15 protein-coding genes are annotated in these 16,665 nt (G+C 50.5%); 11 read left to right on the top strand and 4 right to left on the bottom strand.

Going from position 1 to position 16,665, the window contains the following annotated elements:
• Window position 1 precedes the first annotated feature (1 nt).
• From LI015_RS22430 to LI015_RS22420, 3 genes are read right to left on the bottom strand one after another with little or no spacing between them, the layout of a single operon-like run.
• Window positions 2-148: a hypothetical protein gene (locus LI015_RS22430; protein WP_002573556.1), complete on the bottom strand. Its 147-nt coding sequence runs from the start codon at window positions 146-148 to the stop codon at window positions 2-4.
• A 30-nt stretch (window positions 149-178) separates the two neighbouring features.
• Entirely contained in the window at window positions 179-2,011 is a 1,833-nt protein-coding gene (locus tag LI015_RS22425; RefSeq protein WP_227126414.1) for a sensor histidine kinase, read from the bottom strand.
• A 50-nt stretch (window positions 2,012-2,061) separates the two neighbouring features.
• On the bottom strand, window positions 2,062-2,814 hold the full coding sequence (locus LI015_RS22420) for a response regulator transcription factor (RefSeq protein WP_227126413.1): 753 nt from the start codon (window positions 2,812-2,814) through the stop codon (window positions 2,062-2,064).
• A 236-nt stretch (window positions 2,815-3,050) separates the two neighbouring features.
• Between LI015_RS22420 and LI015_RS22415 the strand changes: the two genes are divergently transcribed.
• From LI015_RS22415 to LI015_RS22395, 5 genes are all read left to right on the top strand, one after another.
• The gene (locus LI015_RS22415) at window positions 3,051-4,418 is read left to right on the top strand and encodes an ABC transporter substrate-binding protein (RefSeq protein WP_002573553.1); all 1,368 of its coding nucleotides are present in this window, start codon (window positions 3,051-3,053) and stop codon (window positions 4,416-4,418) included.
• A gap of 100 nt (window positions 4,419-4,518) precedes the next feature.
• Window positions 4,519-5,418: a carbohydrate ABC transporter permease gene (locus LI015_RS22410; protein ID WP_002573552.1), complete on the top strand. Its 900-nt coding sequence runs from the start codon at window positions 4,519-4,521 to the stop codon at window positions 5,416-5,418.
• Window positions 5,419-5,427: 9 nt separating this feature from the next.
• Window positions 5,428-6,267, top strand: coding sequence for a carbohydrate ABC transporter permease (locus tag LI015_RS22405; protein ID WP_002567096.1), 840 nt, complete (start codon window positions 5,428-5,430; stop codon window positions 6,265-6,267).
• Window positions 6,268-6,313: 46 nt separating this feature from the next.
• A complete protein-coding gene (locus LI015_RS22400) occupies window positions 6,314-7,348 on the top strand; it encodes an SGNH/GDSL hydrolase family protein (RefSeq protein WP_227126412.1) in 1,035 nt (344 codons plus the stop codon).
• Window positions 7,349-7,352: 4 nt separating this feature from the next.
• Window positions 7,353-9,002 (top strand): glycoside hydrolase family 43 protein, encoded by a 1,650-nt coding sequence (locus LI015_RS22395; protein WP_227126411.1) that lies wholly within the window; start codon window positions 7,353-7,355, stop codon window positions 9,000-9,002.
• Between the two features lie 80 nt (window positions 9,003-9,082).
• Here the strand turns inward: LI015_RS22395 and LI015_RS22390 are convergent, their stop codons facing one another.
• Window positions 9,083-9,856 carry a type III pantothenate kinase gene (locus LI015_RS22390; protein WP_002567099.1) on the bottom strand — a complete coding sequence of 258 codons (774 nt, stop codon included), beginning with the start codon at window positions 9,854-9,856 and terminating at the stop codon, window positions 9,083-9,085.
• A gap of 92 nt (window positions 9,857-9,948) precedes the next feature.
• Between LI015_RS22390 and coaBC the strand changes: the two genes are divergently transcribed.
• The 6 genes from coaBC to LI015_RS22360 all read left to right on the top strand — a co-directional run bounded on the left by coaBC (window position 9,949) and on the right by LI015_RS22360 (window position 16,450).
• A complete protein-coding gene (gene coaBC, locus LI015_RS22385; protein WP_227126410.1) occupies window positions 9,949-11,163 on the top strand; it encodes a bifunctional phosphopantothenoylcysteine decarboxylase/phosphopantothenate--cysteine ligase CoaBC in 1,215 nt (404 codons plus the stop codon).
• A 397-nt stretch (window positions 11,164-11,560) separates the two neighbouring features.
• A complete protein-coding gene (locus tag LI015_RS22380; protein ID WP_002573549.1) occupies window positions 11,561-12,538 on the top strand; it encodes a LacI family DNA-binding transcriptional regulator in 978 nt (325 codons plus the stop codon).
• A 93-nt stretch (window positions 12,539-12,631) separates the two neighbouring features.
• Window positions 12,632-13,525, top strand: a complete 894-nt coding sequence (gene rbsK / locus LI015_RS22375; RefSeq protein WP_002573548.1) for a ribokinase — start codon at window positions 12,632-12,634, stop codon at window positions 13,523-13,525.
• Between the two features lie 49 nt (window positions 13,526-13,574).
• On the top strand, window positions 13,575-13,991 hold the full coding sequence (gene rbsD, locus LI015_RS22370) for a D-ribose pyranase (RefSeq protein ID WP_002567103.1): 417 nt from the start codon (window positions 13,575-13,577) through the stop codon (window positions 13,989-13,991).
• A gap of 27 nt (window positions 13,992-14,018) precedes the next feature.
• Window positions 14,019-15,512, top strand: coding sequence for a sugar ABC transporter ATP-binding protein (locus LI015_RS22365; protein ID WP_002573546.1), 1,494 nt, complete (start codon window positions 14,019-14,021; stop codon window positions 15,510-15,512).
• Window positions 15,509-16,450: an ABC transporter permease gene (locus tag LI015_RS22360; RefSeq protein ID WP_002567105.1), complete on the top strand. Its 942-nt coding sequence runs from the start codon at window positions 15,509-15,511 to the stop codon at window positions 16,448-16,450. Before LI015_RS22365 ends, LI015_RS22360 begins: the two co-directional genes overlap by 4 nt.
• Window positions 16,451-16,665 lie beyond the last annotated feature (215 nt).

The raw sequence follows: 16,665 nt of genomic DNA, 5'->3' as shown, positions 1-16,665 counted from the left end.
GTCATCTATCCATGGTCACAAGGGTCCAGCGGTTATTCTGACGCATGATGAAACATGGTTTTTTTACTCGGTATCTGTAATAGGCTTCCGCCAGTGTCTGGATAATCCTGTATTTCATTATGGTGGTACAGATTGGATAGATCGTCATATTATGTAAGTGCTCCTTTCAAGGGTGATATTATATTTTATTCGGCATGTCCTGAAATATGACTGCTGATTTGGAGGCCTGGTGCGCCTTGGTGTCTTTATGCGGGACGGAACACGCTATTTCTTTTATTGATATACGAAATGAAATACATGTGCCCATTCCCTTTTTGCTGAGTATCTTAAGTCCGGCGCATTCCCCATAGCGCATGATGAGGCGGCTGTTTACGTTGGTAAGGCCGATATTCTCGCTGCCCGGATTGGCTATCTTTTCATACAGTTTTTGGATATCTGCTTTTTCCATGCCCACCCCGGAGTCAATGACAGAAAAAATCAGGTGTCCGCCCCTTCTCACAATGCGCAGCTTGATAAAGCCTGAGCCTTCCAGGGGCTTGATGCCGTGGTACAGGCTGTTTTCAATCAGAGGCTGGAGAATCAGGCGCATGATGGGGATGCTCTCCAGCTCCTTTTCGTATTCATAATAGAGGATGTATTTATCCTCATAGCGGTACCGCTGAATACTGTCGTATTTTTTCAGATAATCAATTTCATCCTTTAGGGTCACCATGGAATGAGGATTCTGGAGGGAATATTTAAGGATATCGGACAGTGCCTCAATCATCTGGTTTACCGCAGTGGGCTTATGTGTATATTCCATTGCCTTGAAATCCAGGGTCTGCAGGGTGTTGAACAAAAAATGGGGATTAATCTGCAGCTGAAGGGCTGTCATCTCAGCCAGCTTCTGTTCCTGCTCCTTCAGAGCCAGCTGGCTGCGAAGGAAGGTCTGGTTCAGAAAGAGCTGAACCAGGTTGTTAAGGATTATATCGTATTCATCTTTGATGAACGCGGGCTTTTTAGGGTTAAATACACCACGCTCCGCATCCGAGAACACTTCAACGAAATAATCAATCTGTTGAAAATTCTTTTTGGTAATGGTATAAGCAATCCACAGGGAGGTGGAAATAACTGCTGCCAGGACCATCAGAAACTGCAGCAGCAGGGTGTAAAGGGCCTGATAGTAGTTGGAGTGGCTGATGCAGGCTGCGATATAAGTTCCGCAGTCAGCCGGAATGATTCTCACATAGTATTTTCCACGGCTTAAGTCTACCCACCCGCGGTAGGCGTCGTCCGGTGACTGTTCCAAGCGGCTGACCAATAAATCCTTATCCTCCGGGGACAGCTGGGCGGTTTGGGCGCCTCCCTGGAGCAGGAAATTCCCGTCCTTATCCAGAATAAAGAAACGGTCCAGCTGGGAACTGGTATTGATAAGCTGTTTTAACTGTTCCTCATATATGTTTACCATAACCACGCCCTTAAACATGCTCAGCTTTTTAAAGTAGGTAAGGACAGGGACTGGCTGCGTGTAGGAGTACTGGTGCATTTCCCTGCGTTTCAGCCATTCGTCCTCATCAGAGTGGTCATAGGAATCCTTCCAGCTCAGGTCTGAAAACTGTGACAGCCGTGTAGTCCCCCCTGTGTCAGAGGTGAGAATGGAATCATACCCATCCAGGTAATAGTACACAGAGGCAATATAGGGTGCGTTGTTGGTCAGTGAATTAAAGTTGGAAAGGATGGTGTTGGTCAGAATCACGTCCAGATAGCCAATCTGCTTATGGGAGATAAATCCCCGCAGGGAGATGGACAGCCTGGGATTCCTGGCCAGGATATCGTACTGGGTGGCGGCGCTGTCCAGGACCAGGGAGTAGTTATCCCTTACGGCCTGGGCTGCTGTCTCGGCGTCCTCACGGATTTCACGCTGTTTACCCTGAAAGACAAAGGCCAGGAATACCAGGAATACGGTGAGGATGGGTATGGCTATGATGGCTGAATAATATAAAAAGCTTTTTATGAAATTTCGTTTTCTCATGGTTTTCAGTTCCTTCTTGGGGTGTTCCGGGTAGGGAAAGCCAGACCACATCATAGCTGCGGTTCAGGACGGCCGCCGCAATTGCGGTACTGGGTGGGCGTCATATTGAAATACTGGTGGAATGCCCGGGAAAAATTTTTGGGATTGTCATAGCCTACCCGGTAGGCAATCTCATATTGCTTGTAACCGATATCCCTCAGCATGCGGGCCGCATTTTCCATCCGGGTCTTTAACAGATAATCGGAGAAGCTGGTATCCGAGTGCTCCTTCATGATTTTGGACAGGTAATTAGGGCTTAAGGACACCAGTCTGGCAGCCTGTTCCAGGGTAGCGTCCTGGTAGCTGGTGTCCAGATAGTTTTTTACCGTACTGATAATTTTTTCATAGTAGCTCAGGCTTTCACAGACCTCCGGCATGTCCTGGCCCTGTTCACTGTCCAGCAGTTCCTTTACCCGGGTCAGGCAGTCTGCCAGGTCCTCATATTTTACTGGTTTTAACAGGTAATCAAAGACGCCGTTGCGCAGGGCTTTCCGCACATAATCAAAATCCTGGTAACCGCTGAAAAATATGATTTTTACTTTTTTACGGGACAGCAGGCGTTCCGACAGCTCCAGTCCGTCCATGAGAGGCATACGGATGTCGGAGAGAATCAGGTCTACCGGGCTTGACAGGGCAAAGTCATAGGCATCCCCGCCGTTGGAAAATGAGCCGGTAATCTCAAAACCCAGCTGGTTCCATGGAAAGAGATTGGCCAGTCCGCTCCGTATCTTGGCTTCGTCGTCTGCAATGATTACTTGGTACATAGGTGGGCCCCTTTCTTGAAAAATACTGCCTTTATTATATATAAAAGAGAGAAAAAAATCATCTGAAAACTGGATCCGGGACAAAGGATTCCCAATAATGAATAAATATTGTAAAAAATGATACTTTCTCCGGTATTTGATTAAGGAAAGATACCATTTTCGTAAGTAAGGTTTCTTAACAAGACGGCAAAAGTACAGTACAATAGGGACAGTTGAAAAATGGGAGGTAATTAGTAATGAGAAAAGCAAGACAAATAACAGGCCTTTTGATGGCTGGTATTATGGCTTCCGCCGTATTGGCCGGATGTACCAATGAACCGGCTCCTTCATCCACATCCCAGGCTGAAGCCGGGAAGGACAGTGCAGCAGGCAGCGGCGCACCGGCCGCCTCAGGCGACCAGATTACGCTCCGCTTTATGTGGTGGGGCGGAGATGAGAGAAATGAGGCAACTCTGGCTGTCATCGACCAGTATCAGAAGCTGCATCCTGAGGTACGGATTGAGGCGGAAATGAATTCTGACCAGGGATATATTGACAAGGTATCCACCATGCTGGCCAACGGCACGGCTCCGGACATCCTTCAGCAGAACGTGGACTCTCTGCCTGACTTTGTGTCCAGAGGAGACTTTTTTGTAGATTTCTACGAGTACAAGGATACGTTTGACACCTCCGGCTTTGACGAGACATTCATCAGCCAGTTCGGCACCTTTGACGGAAAGCTTCTGGCCCTGCCTACCGGTATGTCATGTCTGGCAACCGTGGCCAATAAAAATGCGGCTGAAACCTGCGGCGTGGACCTGACAAAGCAGATCACATGGGATTCCATGCTGGAGGACGGAAAGAAGCTTCACGCGGAGAATCCGGATTATTATTACCTGAATACTGACACCAAGATACTCTGCGAGTACGTGCTCAGGCCGTATCTGCGTCAGATGACAGGAGAATCCTTTATTATTGACAGTGAAAAGAAGATGAGCTTTACCAGGGAACAGCTGGTAGAAGTGCTTACATACATCAAGGACTGCTATGACGGAGGCGTCTTTGAACCGGCGGAGGACAGCGCCACCTTTAAGGGACAGATTCACACCAATCCAAAGTGGATGGATGGAAAATTTGTATTTGCCTACGGCCCTTCCTCCAGCATCAACCTGCTGATGGACGCTGTTCCGGAAGCAGAGTGTACCGTTGTACAGATGCCGATGGCAGAAGACAGGGTCAATGACGGCTTTTTTGCGGATACCCCACAGTATATGACAGTAAATAAGAACTCTGAACATGTGGAGGAAGCAGTGGATTTCCTGAACTATTTCTACAACAATGCAGAGGCTCAGGAGACGCTTAAGGACGTACGATCCATTCCTCCCACATCCACGGCAAGACAGCTGTGTGCGGATAAGGGACTCTTAAACCAGACCGTGGTGGATGCAGTGGATTTGGCAGCAGGGCTTAACGGCAAGAGTGATAAGGGATATACCACCAGCGCAGAGGTTTATGCAATTCAGGAAGACATGATAGAGAGTATTGCCTATGGACAGAGCACTCCTGAAGAGGCGGCCGACAATGCCATTGAACTGATTAATGACTATCTGAGCGGCCTGAACTAAAAGGCTTCTCAGCAAACAGGCTCCAAAACAAACATAAAAGAGATTAGCAGGCGGCCCGGACATCCTTTCCCGGGCCGCTTGGAGGATAGGAGGAAATAGGATGGAAAAGGCAAAGCCAAGGCACGGCGGCTGGACCAAACGCAACAGGATTGGATTCATGTATGTGTGTATCTGGATATTCGGTTTTCTGGTGTTCCAGCTGTACCCCTTTATCAGTTCGCTGCTGTATTCATTTACAAACTATGATATATTCCATGCGCCGGAATTTGTGGGCCTTGATAATTATGTGAAGCTGTTTACAAAGGACAGGGAATTTTGGAATTCAATGGCAGTTACACTGAAGTATACCTTCATCACAGTGCCGGGCAAGGTGGTGCTGGCCCTTATTATTGCTGTGATTCTGAACCGGAACCTGAAAGGAATCAACTTTATACGAACCGTATACTACATACCGTCCCTGCTCAGCGGCTCTGTTGCAGTGGCAATCCTGTGGAAGGTACTGTTTATGAATGATGGTTTCATCAACAGTCTTCTGGGTCTGGTCCACATCGGCCCGGTCAAATGGCTGGGAACCCCGGATATGGCAGTAATCACCATCTGTATGTTGGAAATATGGCAGTTCGGTTCCTCCATGGTGCTGTTTTTATCCGCCCTAAAGCAGGTGCCCCAGTCCCTGTATGAAGCGGCCAGGATTGACGGGGCATCAAAACCCAGGATGTTTTTCAAGATAACACTGCCCATGATTACATCCATTGCGTTTTTCAACATCATTATGCAGCTTATCACAGCCCTTCAAAACTTTACATCCGCATTTGTGGTAACGAACGGCGGTCCCAATAAGGCTACCTATGTGCTGGGTATGAAGCTGTATACGGATGCATTTAAATACTTTAAGATGGGATATGCCTGCGCTACCTCATGGATTCTGTTCATGGTTATCCTGGTCATGACCATTATCCTGTTTGTGACCTCGAAGAAATGGGTTTATTACGATAATTAGGAGGACGGCATGAAAGAGAAAAAGATTAAAAACGGTATTACCTATGTTATTCTCGGAATCGTGGGTGTGGTGATGCTGTTTCCTGTCATATGGATGTTCTTTGCCTGCTTTAAAACCAATAACGAGATATTCGGCAGCCTGAGCCTTCTTCCCCAGGGATGGAGCCCTGAGGCATTCATCAAGGGATGGAAGACCACGGGAACCTACACATATGCCCAGTATTTCATAAACACCTTTGCGCTGGTGGTTCCCACCACGCTGCTTACCCTGGTGTCCTGCTCCATCGTGGCTTACGGTTTTGCCAGGTTTGATTTCCCCGGCAACCAGTTTCTTTTTATGGTGCTAATAGCCACGCTGATGCTTCCCAATGCCATCATCATCATTCCCAGATACGCGCTGTTCAACAAGCTGGGCTGGCTGGACTCCTATATGACCTTTTACGCGCCGGCTGCCGTGGGATGCTACCCCTTCTTTGTGTTCATGATGGTGCAGTTCTTAAGGGGACTTCCAAGGGATCTGGATGAATCTGCCTGCATTGACGGCTGCGGCCCGTTCCAGTGTTTTATACAGATTCTGCTGCCCTTACTTAAGCCGGCTCTGTTTTCCGCGGGCCTGTTCCAGTTTTTATGGACCTGGAATGACTTTTTCAACACCAACATTTACATTAACACGGTTTCAAAATTCCCGCTGTCGCTGGCCCTCAGGGTGAGTATTGACGTGACATCCAATATACAGTGGAACCAGGTTATGTCCATGGCGCTGGTGTCCGTGATTCCGCTGATTCTGCTGTTCTTTGCAGCCCAGAAATATTTTGTGGAGGGCATTGCAACTTCCGGCCTGAAGGGATGATTGGGTGAAGGTGTAATAACATGTATTGAGGGGAGACGAGGGGAACATGGAATTTGGCAGCACCATACTCCACAATGTGGAAAGCCTGATTCGGGATGAAGAGGCAGGAGATTACCTGCTCTGCCGGGTGCCGGAACCCACCAGGCTGGGGCTTAATATGAAAGCGCAGAAAAATATACTTTTTGCCAGCAACAGTGAGATCCGGTTCGTGATGAAGGGAGACAGTGCCGTCTTGGGACTCAGGCGTATGCCGGCTAAAGGCGACATACGTTCCCAGGGGGTTCTGGAGGTGTTTCAGGGGGATTACCAGGGAAGCTACGAAATAAGCCCCTGGTCCGTAACGGCAGACAGAACTGAAATTACAATCCGCAGGCAGGACTGGTCTGCCATCCAAAGGTTTGCCGGTAACGGTTATTCCTTTCATCCTTCAGTGACCAGAATTCTGCTTCCTTATGACTGGGGATGTTGTCTCGGGAACATAAAGGGGGATATCCGTCCTCCAAAGAAACAGGAGATGCCCGGAAAGCGCCTGCTGGTTTACGGTTCTTCTATTACCCACGGTGGGAACGCGTCAGTGCCCTCCGGTACATACGCGTTCAGACTGGCCCGGAAATTGGGATATGATTTGATTAATCTGGGGTGCGCGGGAAGCTGCCAAATGGATGAGGCCATGGCCTCATATATAGGGTCCAGGGACGACTGGGACATGGCGCTTTTTGAGCTGGGAGTCAATGTGATCGAAACATGGGATGGGGACCGGCTCTATGGCAGAGCCCTTGCATTCCTGGCCGCTGTGCTGGAAGCCAGGCCGGATAAACAGGTATTTGTGACAGACATGTATTATAACCGCTATGATTTTGAAGGGGACAAAAGGGCGGCACGGTTTCGCGGCGCCATACAGCGCTGCGCGGCAGTTCTTTCCGGGCAGTATGGGGGCAGGCTTCATTATATAAACGGGCTTGAGGCCATGGATACTCCCCAGGGGCTGTCGTCGGACGGCCTACATCCATCGGACCTGGGGCATGGGATGATAGCAGAAAGGCTGGCCGGATATATGGCAGAAAAAAAGGAGGTTAATTGAAAATATGAGAACGTACAAAAACCCGATTCTGTATGCGGATTATTCCGACCCGGATGTGGTGCGGGTGGGGGAGGATTATTATATGGTATCCTCCTCTTTTACCTATATTCCGGGGGTTCCGCTTTTACATTCCAGAGATCTGGTTCACTGGGAGCTGATTAACCACTGCGTGAAGAAGCTCCCCTTTGAGAAATACGCCCTTCCATGCCACGGTTCCGGCACATGGGCCCCATCCATCCGCTATCATGAGGGAACGTTCTTTGTGTTTATCCCTCTGGTGGACGAGGGAATCCTGGTGGCCAGATCCAAGGATCCCTACAGGGAATTTGAATGGAATATGCTGTGTGAATCAAAGGGATGGATTGACCCCTGCCCTTTCTGGGATGATGACGGCAGGGCTTACATGGTTTTTGCCTATGCAAAGAGCCGCTCCGGTATAAAACACCGGCTGTCGCTGGTGGAAATAGATCCCCAGTGCCGCTCCCTTCTGACAGAGCCCAGGCTTATATTTGACGGTGAACAGATTGCGCCCACATCAGAAGGCCCCAAGATGTACAAAAGGAATGGGTATTACTACATTCTGATGCCCTCAGGAGGCGTGGAGACCGGATGGCAGTCCTGCCTCAGATCCAGGTCTGTCTATGGGCCCTACGACTATAGGGTGGTGATGCACCAGGGGAATTCCCGGGTAAACGGCCCCCACCAGGGAGGATGGGTAACTTCGCCCGATGGAAGGGACTGGTTCGTCCATTTCCAGGATGTGGTGGAGCTGGGGAGAATCATCCACCTGCAGCCCATGTGTTTTCTGGATGACTGGCCGTTCATTGGCCAGGACCAGAATGGGGACGGTATTGGAGAGCCGGTTAGGGAGTGGTCCGTTCCGGCAGGAGAACGTACTACGGGAGAACGTGCTACGGGAGAACGTGCTACGGGAGAACATACTACAGGAGAACGTACTACGAGAAAACATACTGCGGGAGATCATACAGAGGGAGAACGTGCGGCGCGAGAAGACCCCGCAGGAGATGTGCCGGAATATGCCATCCGCCAGTCTGATGATTTTGAGGAAAAGACACTGGGACTACAGTGGCAGTGGCAGGCCAATCCCGATGCGGGATTTTATTCCCTGAGGGAAAATCCGGGACACCTGCGGCTGTATTGCTACCGGAATCCGGGCAGGGAAAACCTGCTCTGGTATGCGCCCAATGTGCTGACCCAGATTCCGCAGAAACAGAAGCTGTCCATGACCGTGAAGCTGTCTCTTTCCGGAAGGGAGGACGGTGATTTTGGAGGAATCGGCATGGTGGGCCATGATTACGGATATGCAGGCCTGTACCGCATGGGAAAGGGAATCCAGATAAGATGTTACCGGGGAACGGTCACACAACCCATGTTTGAGGGGGAAGCCGGTGAGAAGCTGGTCTTTTCACAGGAAGCAGATAGAGAACAGGCCTGGTTCAGACTGGTGCTGGAGGAAGATAAGACATATGGTTTTTCCTATTCGTTTGACGGCAGGAACTTTACCCGGATAGAATATTCATTTCCCCTGAAACGTGCCACATGGACCGGTGCAAAACTCTGCCTGTGGTCCTGCTCACGGGAAAACCGGGAGTCTGATGGGTATTGCGATTATGAGTATGTGGAAATAAAATAAAAACCAGGGCTGTCCGCGTTAGACAGCCCTGGTTCAGTTCGCCCGCCAAGGGAGGGCGCTGACGGGTGCCGGAATCTGTTCTAATGAACTTCCGTATTTTTCCGATATAAAATCAGCAGTCCTTTCAGGAGCAGCGCATCGTCCACCACTATCTTATGGCGGCACAGGGGAGTGATGAACTTGGCCAGCCCGCCCGTGGCGATGATGGTGGGAGGCTCTCCCAGCTCCTTTTCCATGCGGTCCAGAATCCCGTCGATCATGTCCACGTTGCCGTAAATGATGCCGGAGCGCATACAGTCAATGGTATTTTTTCCAATGACATGGCTGGGAACCTCCAGGCTGATGTAGGGCAGCTGGGCCGTCTTGCTGCTGAGTGAGTTAAGGGAGACCTTGAGGCCGGGAAGGATGACGCCGCCGATATAATTTCCTTTTTTGTCCACGGTACACAGAGTAGTGGCCGTGCCCATATCTATGACCACCAGGGGAAGGGGATGTTCATGGCTGGCTGCCACCGCGTCCACAATCTGGTCGCTTCCGACCGTCTTGGGGTTGTCCATAATGATATTCATGCCGGTTTTCATGCCGGACCCCACCAGCAGGGGACGGATACCGGTCACCTTTTCCACTGCGTTCAGGATGGTGGAATTAACAGGGGGAACCACGGAAGAGAGAATGGCTCCTTCTATGCTTGCTATATCAATCTGATGCATCTCCAGGATGTTCTTAAAGCTCACCGCGTACTCTGTATCCGTGCGTCCCTGGTCCGTTGTGACCCGCTCTATGAAATATGTTTTTGTCTCGTCTATGCCGCCGATGACGGTGTTGGTATTGCCCATGTCGATTGCTAAAATCATTGGGGGAACTCCTTTCAATCATATAGGATGTATGTTATACTTTAACATGGATTGTAACATAGAAAAAGAGGAAAGACAACCGGAGGAATCATATGTTAAAAGGAAAGACAGTCCTTCTTGGAGTGACAGGAAGCATTGCAGCTTATAAGACAGCCAGCCTGGCCAGCATGCTGGTTAAAAAGGGCGTGAAGGTCCATGTACTGATGACAAAGAACGCCGCTCACTTCATTAATCCCATAACCTTTGAGAGCCTGACAGGCAACAAATGCCTGGTGGATACATTTGACAGGAATTTTGAATTCAGCGTGGAGCATGTGGCCCTGGCAAAGCAGGCGGACGTGGTGATGATTGCTCCCGCGTCGGCAAATGTCATCGGAAAGATTGCCCACGGCATTGCAGATGACATGCTGACCACCACGGTCATGGCGTGCAGGTGTAAAAAAATACTGGCCCCGGCTATGAACACCAATATGTACGAGAATCCGATTTTACAGGACAATCTTGATATCTGCAGGCGTTATGGCATGGAAGTTATTACACCGGCCTGGGGATATCTGGCCTGCGGTGACACCGGAGCCGGAAAGATGCCGGAGCCGGAGGTACTCTACGAATATATATTGCGGGAGGCTGGTTATCCAGGAGACCTGGCAGGCAGGCGGATTCTTGTGACAGCCGGCCCCACCAGGGAGTCCATTGACCCGGTGCGCTACATCACAAACCATTCCACCGGCAAGATGGGGTATGCCATTGCCAGGGTGGCAGCCTACAGGGGAGCTGATGTTACCCTGGTAAGCGGCCCTGTGGACCTGCCACGTCCCCTGTTCGTGGAGACTGTTTTGGTGGAGAGCGCCAGGGAGATGTTCGAGGCGGTTACCGCAAGGAGCGGGGAGCAGGACATCATTGTCAAGGCAGCGGCGGTGGCGGATTACCGGCCTGCCACGGTGGGAACAGAAAAAATCAAGAAATCCGACGGTGATTTATCCATTGCCCTGGAGCGGACCAACGACATCCTGGCATGGCTGGGGCAGAACCGGAGGGACGGACAGTTCCTCTGCGGATTTTCCATGGAGACCCAGAATATGCTGGAGAATTCCAGGGCCAAGCTGGCAAAAAAGCATATTGACATGATTGTAGCCAACAACCTGAAGGTGGAAGGCGCTGGATTCGGTACGGATACCAATGTGGTGACGCTTATCACAAGGGACAGCGAGACAGAACTTCCCATCATGACCAAGGAAGAGGTAGCTGACTGCCTGCTGACTGAGATTTTAAAAAGGACAAAAGAACAGGACGGAATTCAGGGATAAAGCCGCGGACGGGCCGGCAGATACCTATAAAAACCATAGTATTCAAATAGCAGAATAGGCGGTACAGACAGATAATGAGGATTGAATCCCGTATGACACGGGGGTCAGTCCTTTTTCTGTTTCCAGTTTGTCCCCATACGATGCCGGAAAACATACTGATAATGTCTTAACAAAGTTGTTGTGAAATGTATCTAAAAAAAACGCGGAATTCACGGCGTATGACCTGCTCATATTGTGAGTTTAGACTAAAATGGCGAAACAAAAATTTGAATATTGACTTTGGAACCAGCAGAATATATAATTAAATTATATTTGAAACGGGTTTCAAGTATAAAACATACAAAGAGCGGAAGAGCCGGAAGGCATATAATCCGCAGACAGGCAGGATGATGGGCTTATGACGGGCATACGCGATGTGGCAAAACTGGCGGGAGTATCCCCCTCAACCGTATCCAGGGTAATGAACGGTACGGCCAGGGTGGATGATGAGAAGAGACAGAAGGTGGAACGGGCCATATTAGAAACCGGTTTCAAACCAAATGAGGTGGCCAGGTCCCTTTACAAGCGTTCGTCCAAAATCATCGGCATACTGGTGCCGAACATCATCAATCCGTTTTTTAATGAGCTGGCAGGAGCTGTGGAGGAGGAATGTGACCGCAGGGGATACCGCCTGACGCTCTGCAACTCCAATGATGATTTGGAAAAGGAGAAGCGGAACCTGAGTCTGTTGGAACGGATGAATGCAGACGGAGTTATCCTGATGACCAACATGGATGAGATACATAAGGAAGTGGGAAACTGCCGGATTCCGGTAGTGATGATTGACCGGCAGATTGAGGGGGGCAAGGAAATTGCCTGTATCCAGTCCAACCATTACCAGGGCGGGCGGATGTCCGTGGAGCATCTGCTGGAATGCGGGTGCAGGCACATCGTACAGATGAGCGGTCCCCTTCATCTTTCCAGCGCCAGAAAGCGCCACCAGGGGTACCTGGATGTGTGCAGGGAACGTGGAATCGAGCCTGCCTGGATAGAGGGAGATTACAGCTTTGAGTCGGGAACCGAGATGGCGGCGCGGCTGCTGGAGCAGTACCCGGATACGGACGGAATCATTGCGGCCAACGATATGGTGGCCATATCGGTTTACAAGGAGCTTCACAGGAAAGGTATAAAGGTGCCGGAGGATATGCAGTTAATCGGGTTTGACAACATTTCCCTCAGCAGCCTGTTTACGCCGGAGATTACCACCATTGCCCAGCCCATCAAAAGGATGGGGCAGGAGGCAGTTCGAATGCTGACCGAATATGTTGCCGGAGCGCAGATTAGCCGGAATAAGGTATTCGATGTCAAGCTGATAAAAAGGGACACAACTCTTTAGGGAATGGCCGCAGCGCAGTACCAGGCCATTTCCGGGCATCAAAGGGATAAACTGTAACCATAAAATAAAATGTAAAGCAGAAAAGGAGGAATTATGAAGACAGCAGTGGTAGGCAGCATCAACATGGACATGACAGTGACAGCAGAGAGGATTCCCTTAAAGGGGGAAACACTGAAGGGAGAGGACATCCGCTACATACCCGGAGGAAAGGGCGCCAACCAGGCCGTTGCCATGGCAAAGCTGGGAGCAGATGTGGAGATGTTCGGCTGTGTGGGCGGTGATGAGGCGGGAAGAAGCCTCATAAAGAACATGGAAGACATGGGAGTGGGAACCACCCACATCAAAGTGGCTCCCGGAGTGAACACAGGATTGGCGGTCATCACTGTGGGGGATCATGACAACACTATCGTGGTGGTGGCAGGAGCCAATGACAAGGTGGACCGGGAATATGTGGACAGCATAAGGGATGCTCTGCTGGCATGTGATATCGTATTGCTGCAGCATGAGATACCCCAGGATACCATCGAGTATGTAATTGATATCTGCCATGAAAATGGGGTCAAGGTAGTGCTGAATCCAGGACCGGCCAGACCGGTGAAGCCGGAAGTCCTGGCAAAGGTGGATTACCTTACGCCAAATGAACATGAGGCAGCCATCCTGTTCGGGGATATGCCCGTGGAGGAGATGCTGAGGGCACATCCCGGCAAGCTAGTGATTACCCAGGGTTCCAGAGGCGTATCCACATGCCTTCCAACGGGAGAAATACTTACCGTACCAGCCAGGAAAGCCAATGTGGTGGATACCACAGGAGCAGGGGATACACTAAACGGTGCATTTACCGTAGAGATTGCGGGGGGCAGCACCATGGAGGAAGCGCTCCGGTTTGCCAACACGGCAGCCAGCCTGTCCACTGAGCGGTTCGGAGCCCAGGGCGGAATGCCTGTGCGCAGCCAGGTACTGGAAGCCATGAATCAGGAGAACATGTAAAGCATTGACAAATACGCTTTCGGCGTAAAGAAGACGGAGGAACAAAAACATGAAGAGACACGGCATACTCAACAGCAATATTTCCAGGGTACTGTCATCCATGGGGCATACGGACAGAATTGCAATCGCTGACTGCGGACTGCCTGTACCGGAGGGGACAGAGCGCATTGATTTGGCTGTGACATTTGGAAATCCCCGGTTTATGGACGTCTTGAAAGCGGTTTCAAGTGATATGAAAATAGAAGCAGTGGTTCTGGCAGAGGAAATCAAAGAACAGAATCCACAAATCCTGGAAGAAATCCAGGAGCTTTTTGCCAGCTTTGAAACCGGTTTCAAACCGGAAAAGGTGGAATTTGTCCCGCATACACGCTTTAAGGAGATGACAAAGGAATGCAGGGCCGTTATCAGGACAGGAGAGACAACGCCCTATGCCAACATCATCCTGCAGTCCGGCTGTATCTTTTAAAGCAGAATTTATCTGGAGGGAAACAACATGAAAATTGAAATGAAAGGAATCAACAAATCCTTTGGGCAGAACCAGGTCCTAAAGGACGCCGGCTTTGTGCTGGACGACGGGGAAGTACACGCCCTGATGGGAGAAAACGGCGCAGGCAAGTCCACGCTGATGAAAATTCTGACCGGCGTCTACACCCGCGACAGGGGCACCGTCATAGTGGACGGAAAAGAAGTGACCTACAAAAGTCCCCAGGAAGCGGAACGGGCAGGCATTGTCTTTATCCAGCAGGAACTGAACGTATTGTTCGATCTGACGGTGGAAGAAAACCTTTTCCTGGGAAAGGAAATCAAAAAGGGATTTGGAATATGCGACCGGAAGGCCATGAGGGAAAAGGCCGAGGAAACCTTAAAACGTCTGGGGGTCAGCATTCCCACGGACAAGGTGATGTCTGAGCTCTCCGTGGGACAGCAGCAGATGATAGAAATTTGTAAGGCCCTGATGGTGGACGCAAAAGTCATCATCATGGATGAGCCCACGGCAGCCCTTACCCAGAGCGAGACAGAGGTGCTGTTTGAGGTCATGCAGTCCCTGAGGAAAAAGGGAGTGTCCATCGTCTATATATCCCACCGCATGGAGGAAATCTTTGAGCTTTGCGACCGCATTTCCGTTCTCAGGGACGGCACATACATAGGCACAAAGAAGATTCCGGAAACCAATATGAATGAAATCGTCAAAATGATGATTGGCCGTGAAATCGGCGAGCGGTATCCCAAACGTGACTGCGCCATTGGAGACGAGGTATTCCGGGTGGAGGGCCTCACAAAGGAGGGGGTGTTCCGCGATGTGGATTTCTCGGTAAAGGCTGGCGAGGTGCTGGGGGTATCCGGGCTGATGGGAGCGGGGCGCACGGAAATCATGCAGGCTATTTTCGGAAACCTGCCCTATGACAGAGGCAGCATTTTTATCAACGGAAAGCAGGCGGTGATTAAGAATCCCCTGCAGGCCATTGAACATGGAATCGGCTTCATAACAGAGGACCGCAAGACAGAGGGACTTCTGCTGGAGGAGAGCATTGAGAAAAATGTATCCCTGACCAATCTGGGGCGTATCTCTGGCAAGAGCAAGGTGGTAATCAGCAGGGAGAAGGAAAAAGGGCTGGTCACAAAGGCCATAGAGGAGCTTCATATCAGGTGCTTCGGGCCAGGACATGAGTGTGTGAACTTAAGCGGCGGCAACCAGCAGAAGGTGGTATTCGCAAAATGGATTTACACAGAACCCAGAATACTGATTCTGGATGAGCCCACAAGAGGCGTGGACATAGGCGCCAAGAAGGAAATATACAGCATTATAAACCAGCTGGCAAAAAAGGGGGTTGCCATCATCATGGTGTCCTCTGAGCTGCCGGAGGTATTGGGAATGAGCGACCGGATTATGGTGGTGCGGGAAGGTTTGGTCAGGGGAATCATCGGCCAGGATGAGGCTGACCAGGAGAAGATAATGACATTGGCTACGGGAGGTACCTTATCATGAATGAAAATAAGAATAAAGTCATCAATTACGCCCAGGATTTTGGAGCGCTCATCGCCCTCATCCTGCTGGTGGCAGGCATCAGCATTGCCAGCCCAAGTTTCCGCACCGGGGCCAATTTCCTGTCCCTGCTGCGCCAGTCTTCCATTAACGGACTCATTGCCTTCGGCATGACCTTTGTCATACTGACGGACGCCATTGACTTGTCCGTGGGCTCGGTGCTGGCCCTCAGCACGGCTCTGTGCGCCGGAATGATTTCGGCAGGGGTTCCGGCTGGGCTGGCCATGATTCTGGCACTGGTCCTGGGCTGCGCCATGGGCGTTATCAGCGGGGTTATGGTCACCAAGGGACGTCTGCAGCCATTTATCGCAACCCTCATTACCATGACGGTATACCGCGGCCTGACCATGATATACACCAACGGAAAGCCAATCTCCAACCTGGGAGACAGCTTCATCCTGAAGGTGGTTGGAAAGGGGAAGTTCTACGGCGTTCCGATTCCGGTCATCCTTTTGATACTCCTGTTTCTGCTCTTTTATTTCCTGTTAAATAAGACCACCTTCGGACGCAGGATTTACGCCACCGGAAGCAACTGGAAATCCGCCAAGCTGGCTGGCGTAAACATACACAGGACAAAGATCATCGCCTATGCCATATCCGGCACCATGGCGGCATTATCCGGACTGATTCTGCTCTCCAGACTGGGCTCCGCGCAGCCTACCCTTGGAAACGGCTATGAGCTGGACGCCATCGCCGCAGTGGCCCTGGGAGGCACCAGCATGAGCGGCGGCAGGGGAAAAATCTACGGAACCCTGATTGGCGTACTGATTATCGCGGTGCTGAACAACGGCCTTAACATCCTTGGCGTATCATCCTACTATCAGGACGTAATCAAGGGTCTGGTCATCCTGATTGCCGTACTCTCAGACCGCAAGAGATAGGAAAACAGTACACAGCACACAGAAATCTGATATGAAATTAAGAATATGAATTTTGGGAGGGAAAGACCGTGAAGATTAAGAAAATACTGGCACTTATGGCAGCAGGCACAATGCTTATGACAATGGGAGGCTGCAACGCCATCACCATTGACGGGGAAGAAAATGATCTCTCGGAATCTTGAGTGATCATGCCAGCAAAACTCTGGCATTGAACT

It is taken from the genome of Enterocloster sp. 210928-DFI.2.20 (assembly GCF_020554465.1).
Classification (GTDB): Bacteria; Bacillota; Clostridia; order Lachnospirales; family Lachnospiraceae; genus Enterocloster; species Enterocloster bolteae.
Note: the sequence above shows the minus strand (reverse complement) of the source record. Positions and strands in the feature narration are given on the sequence as shown.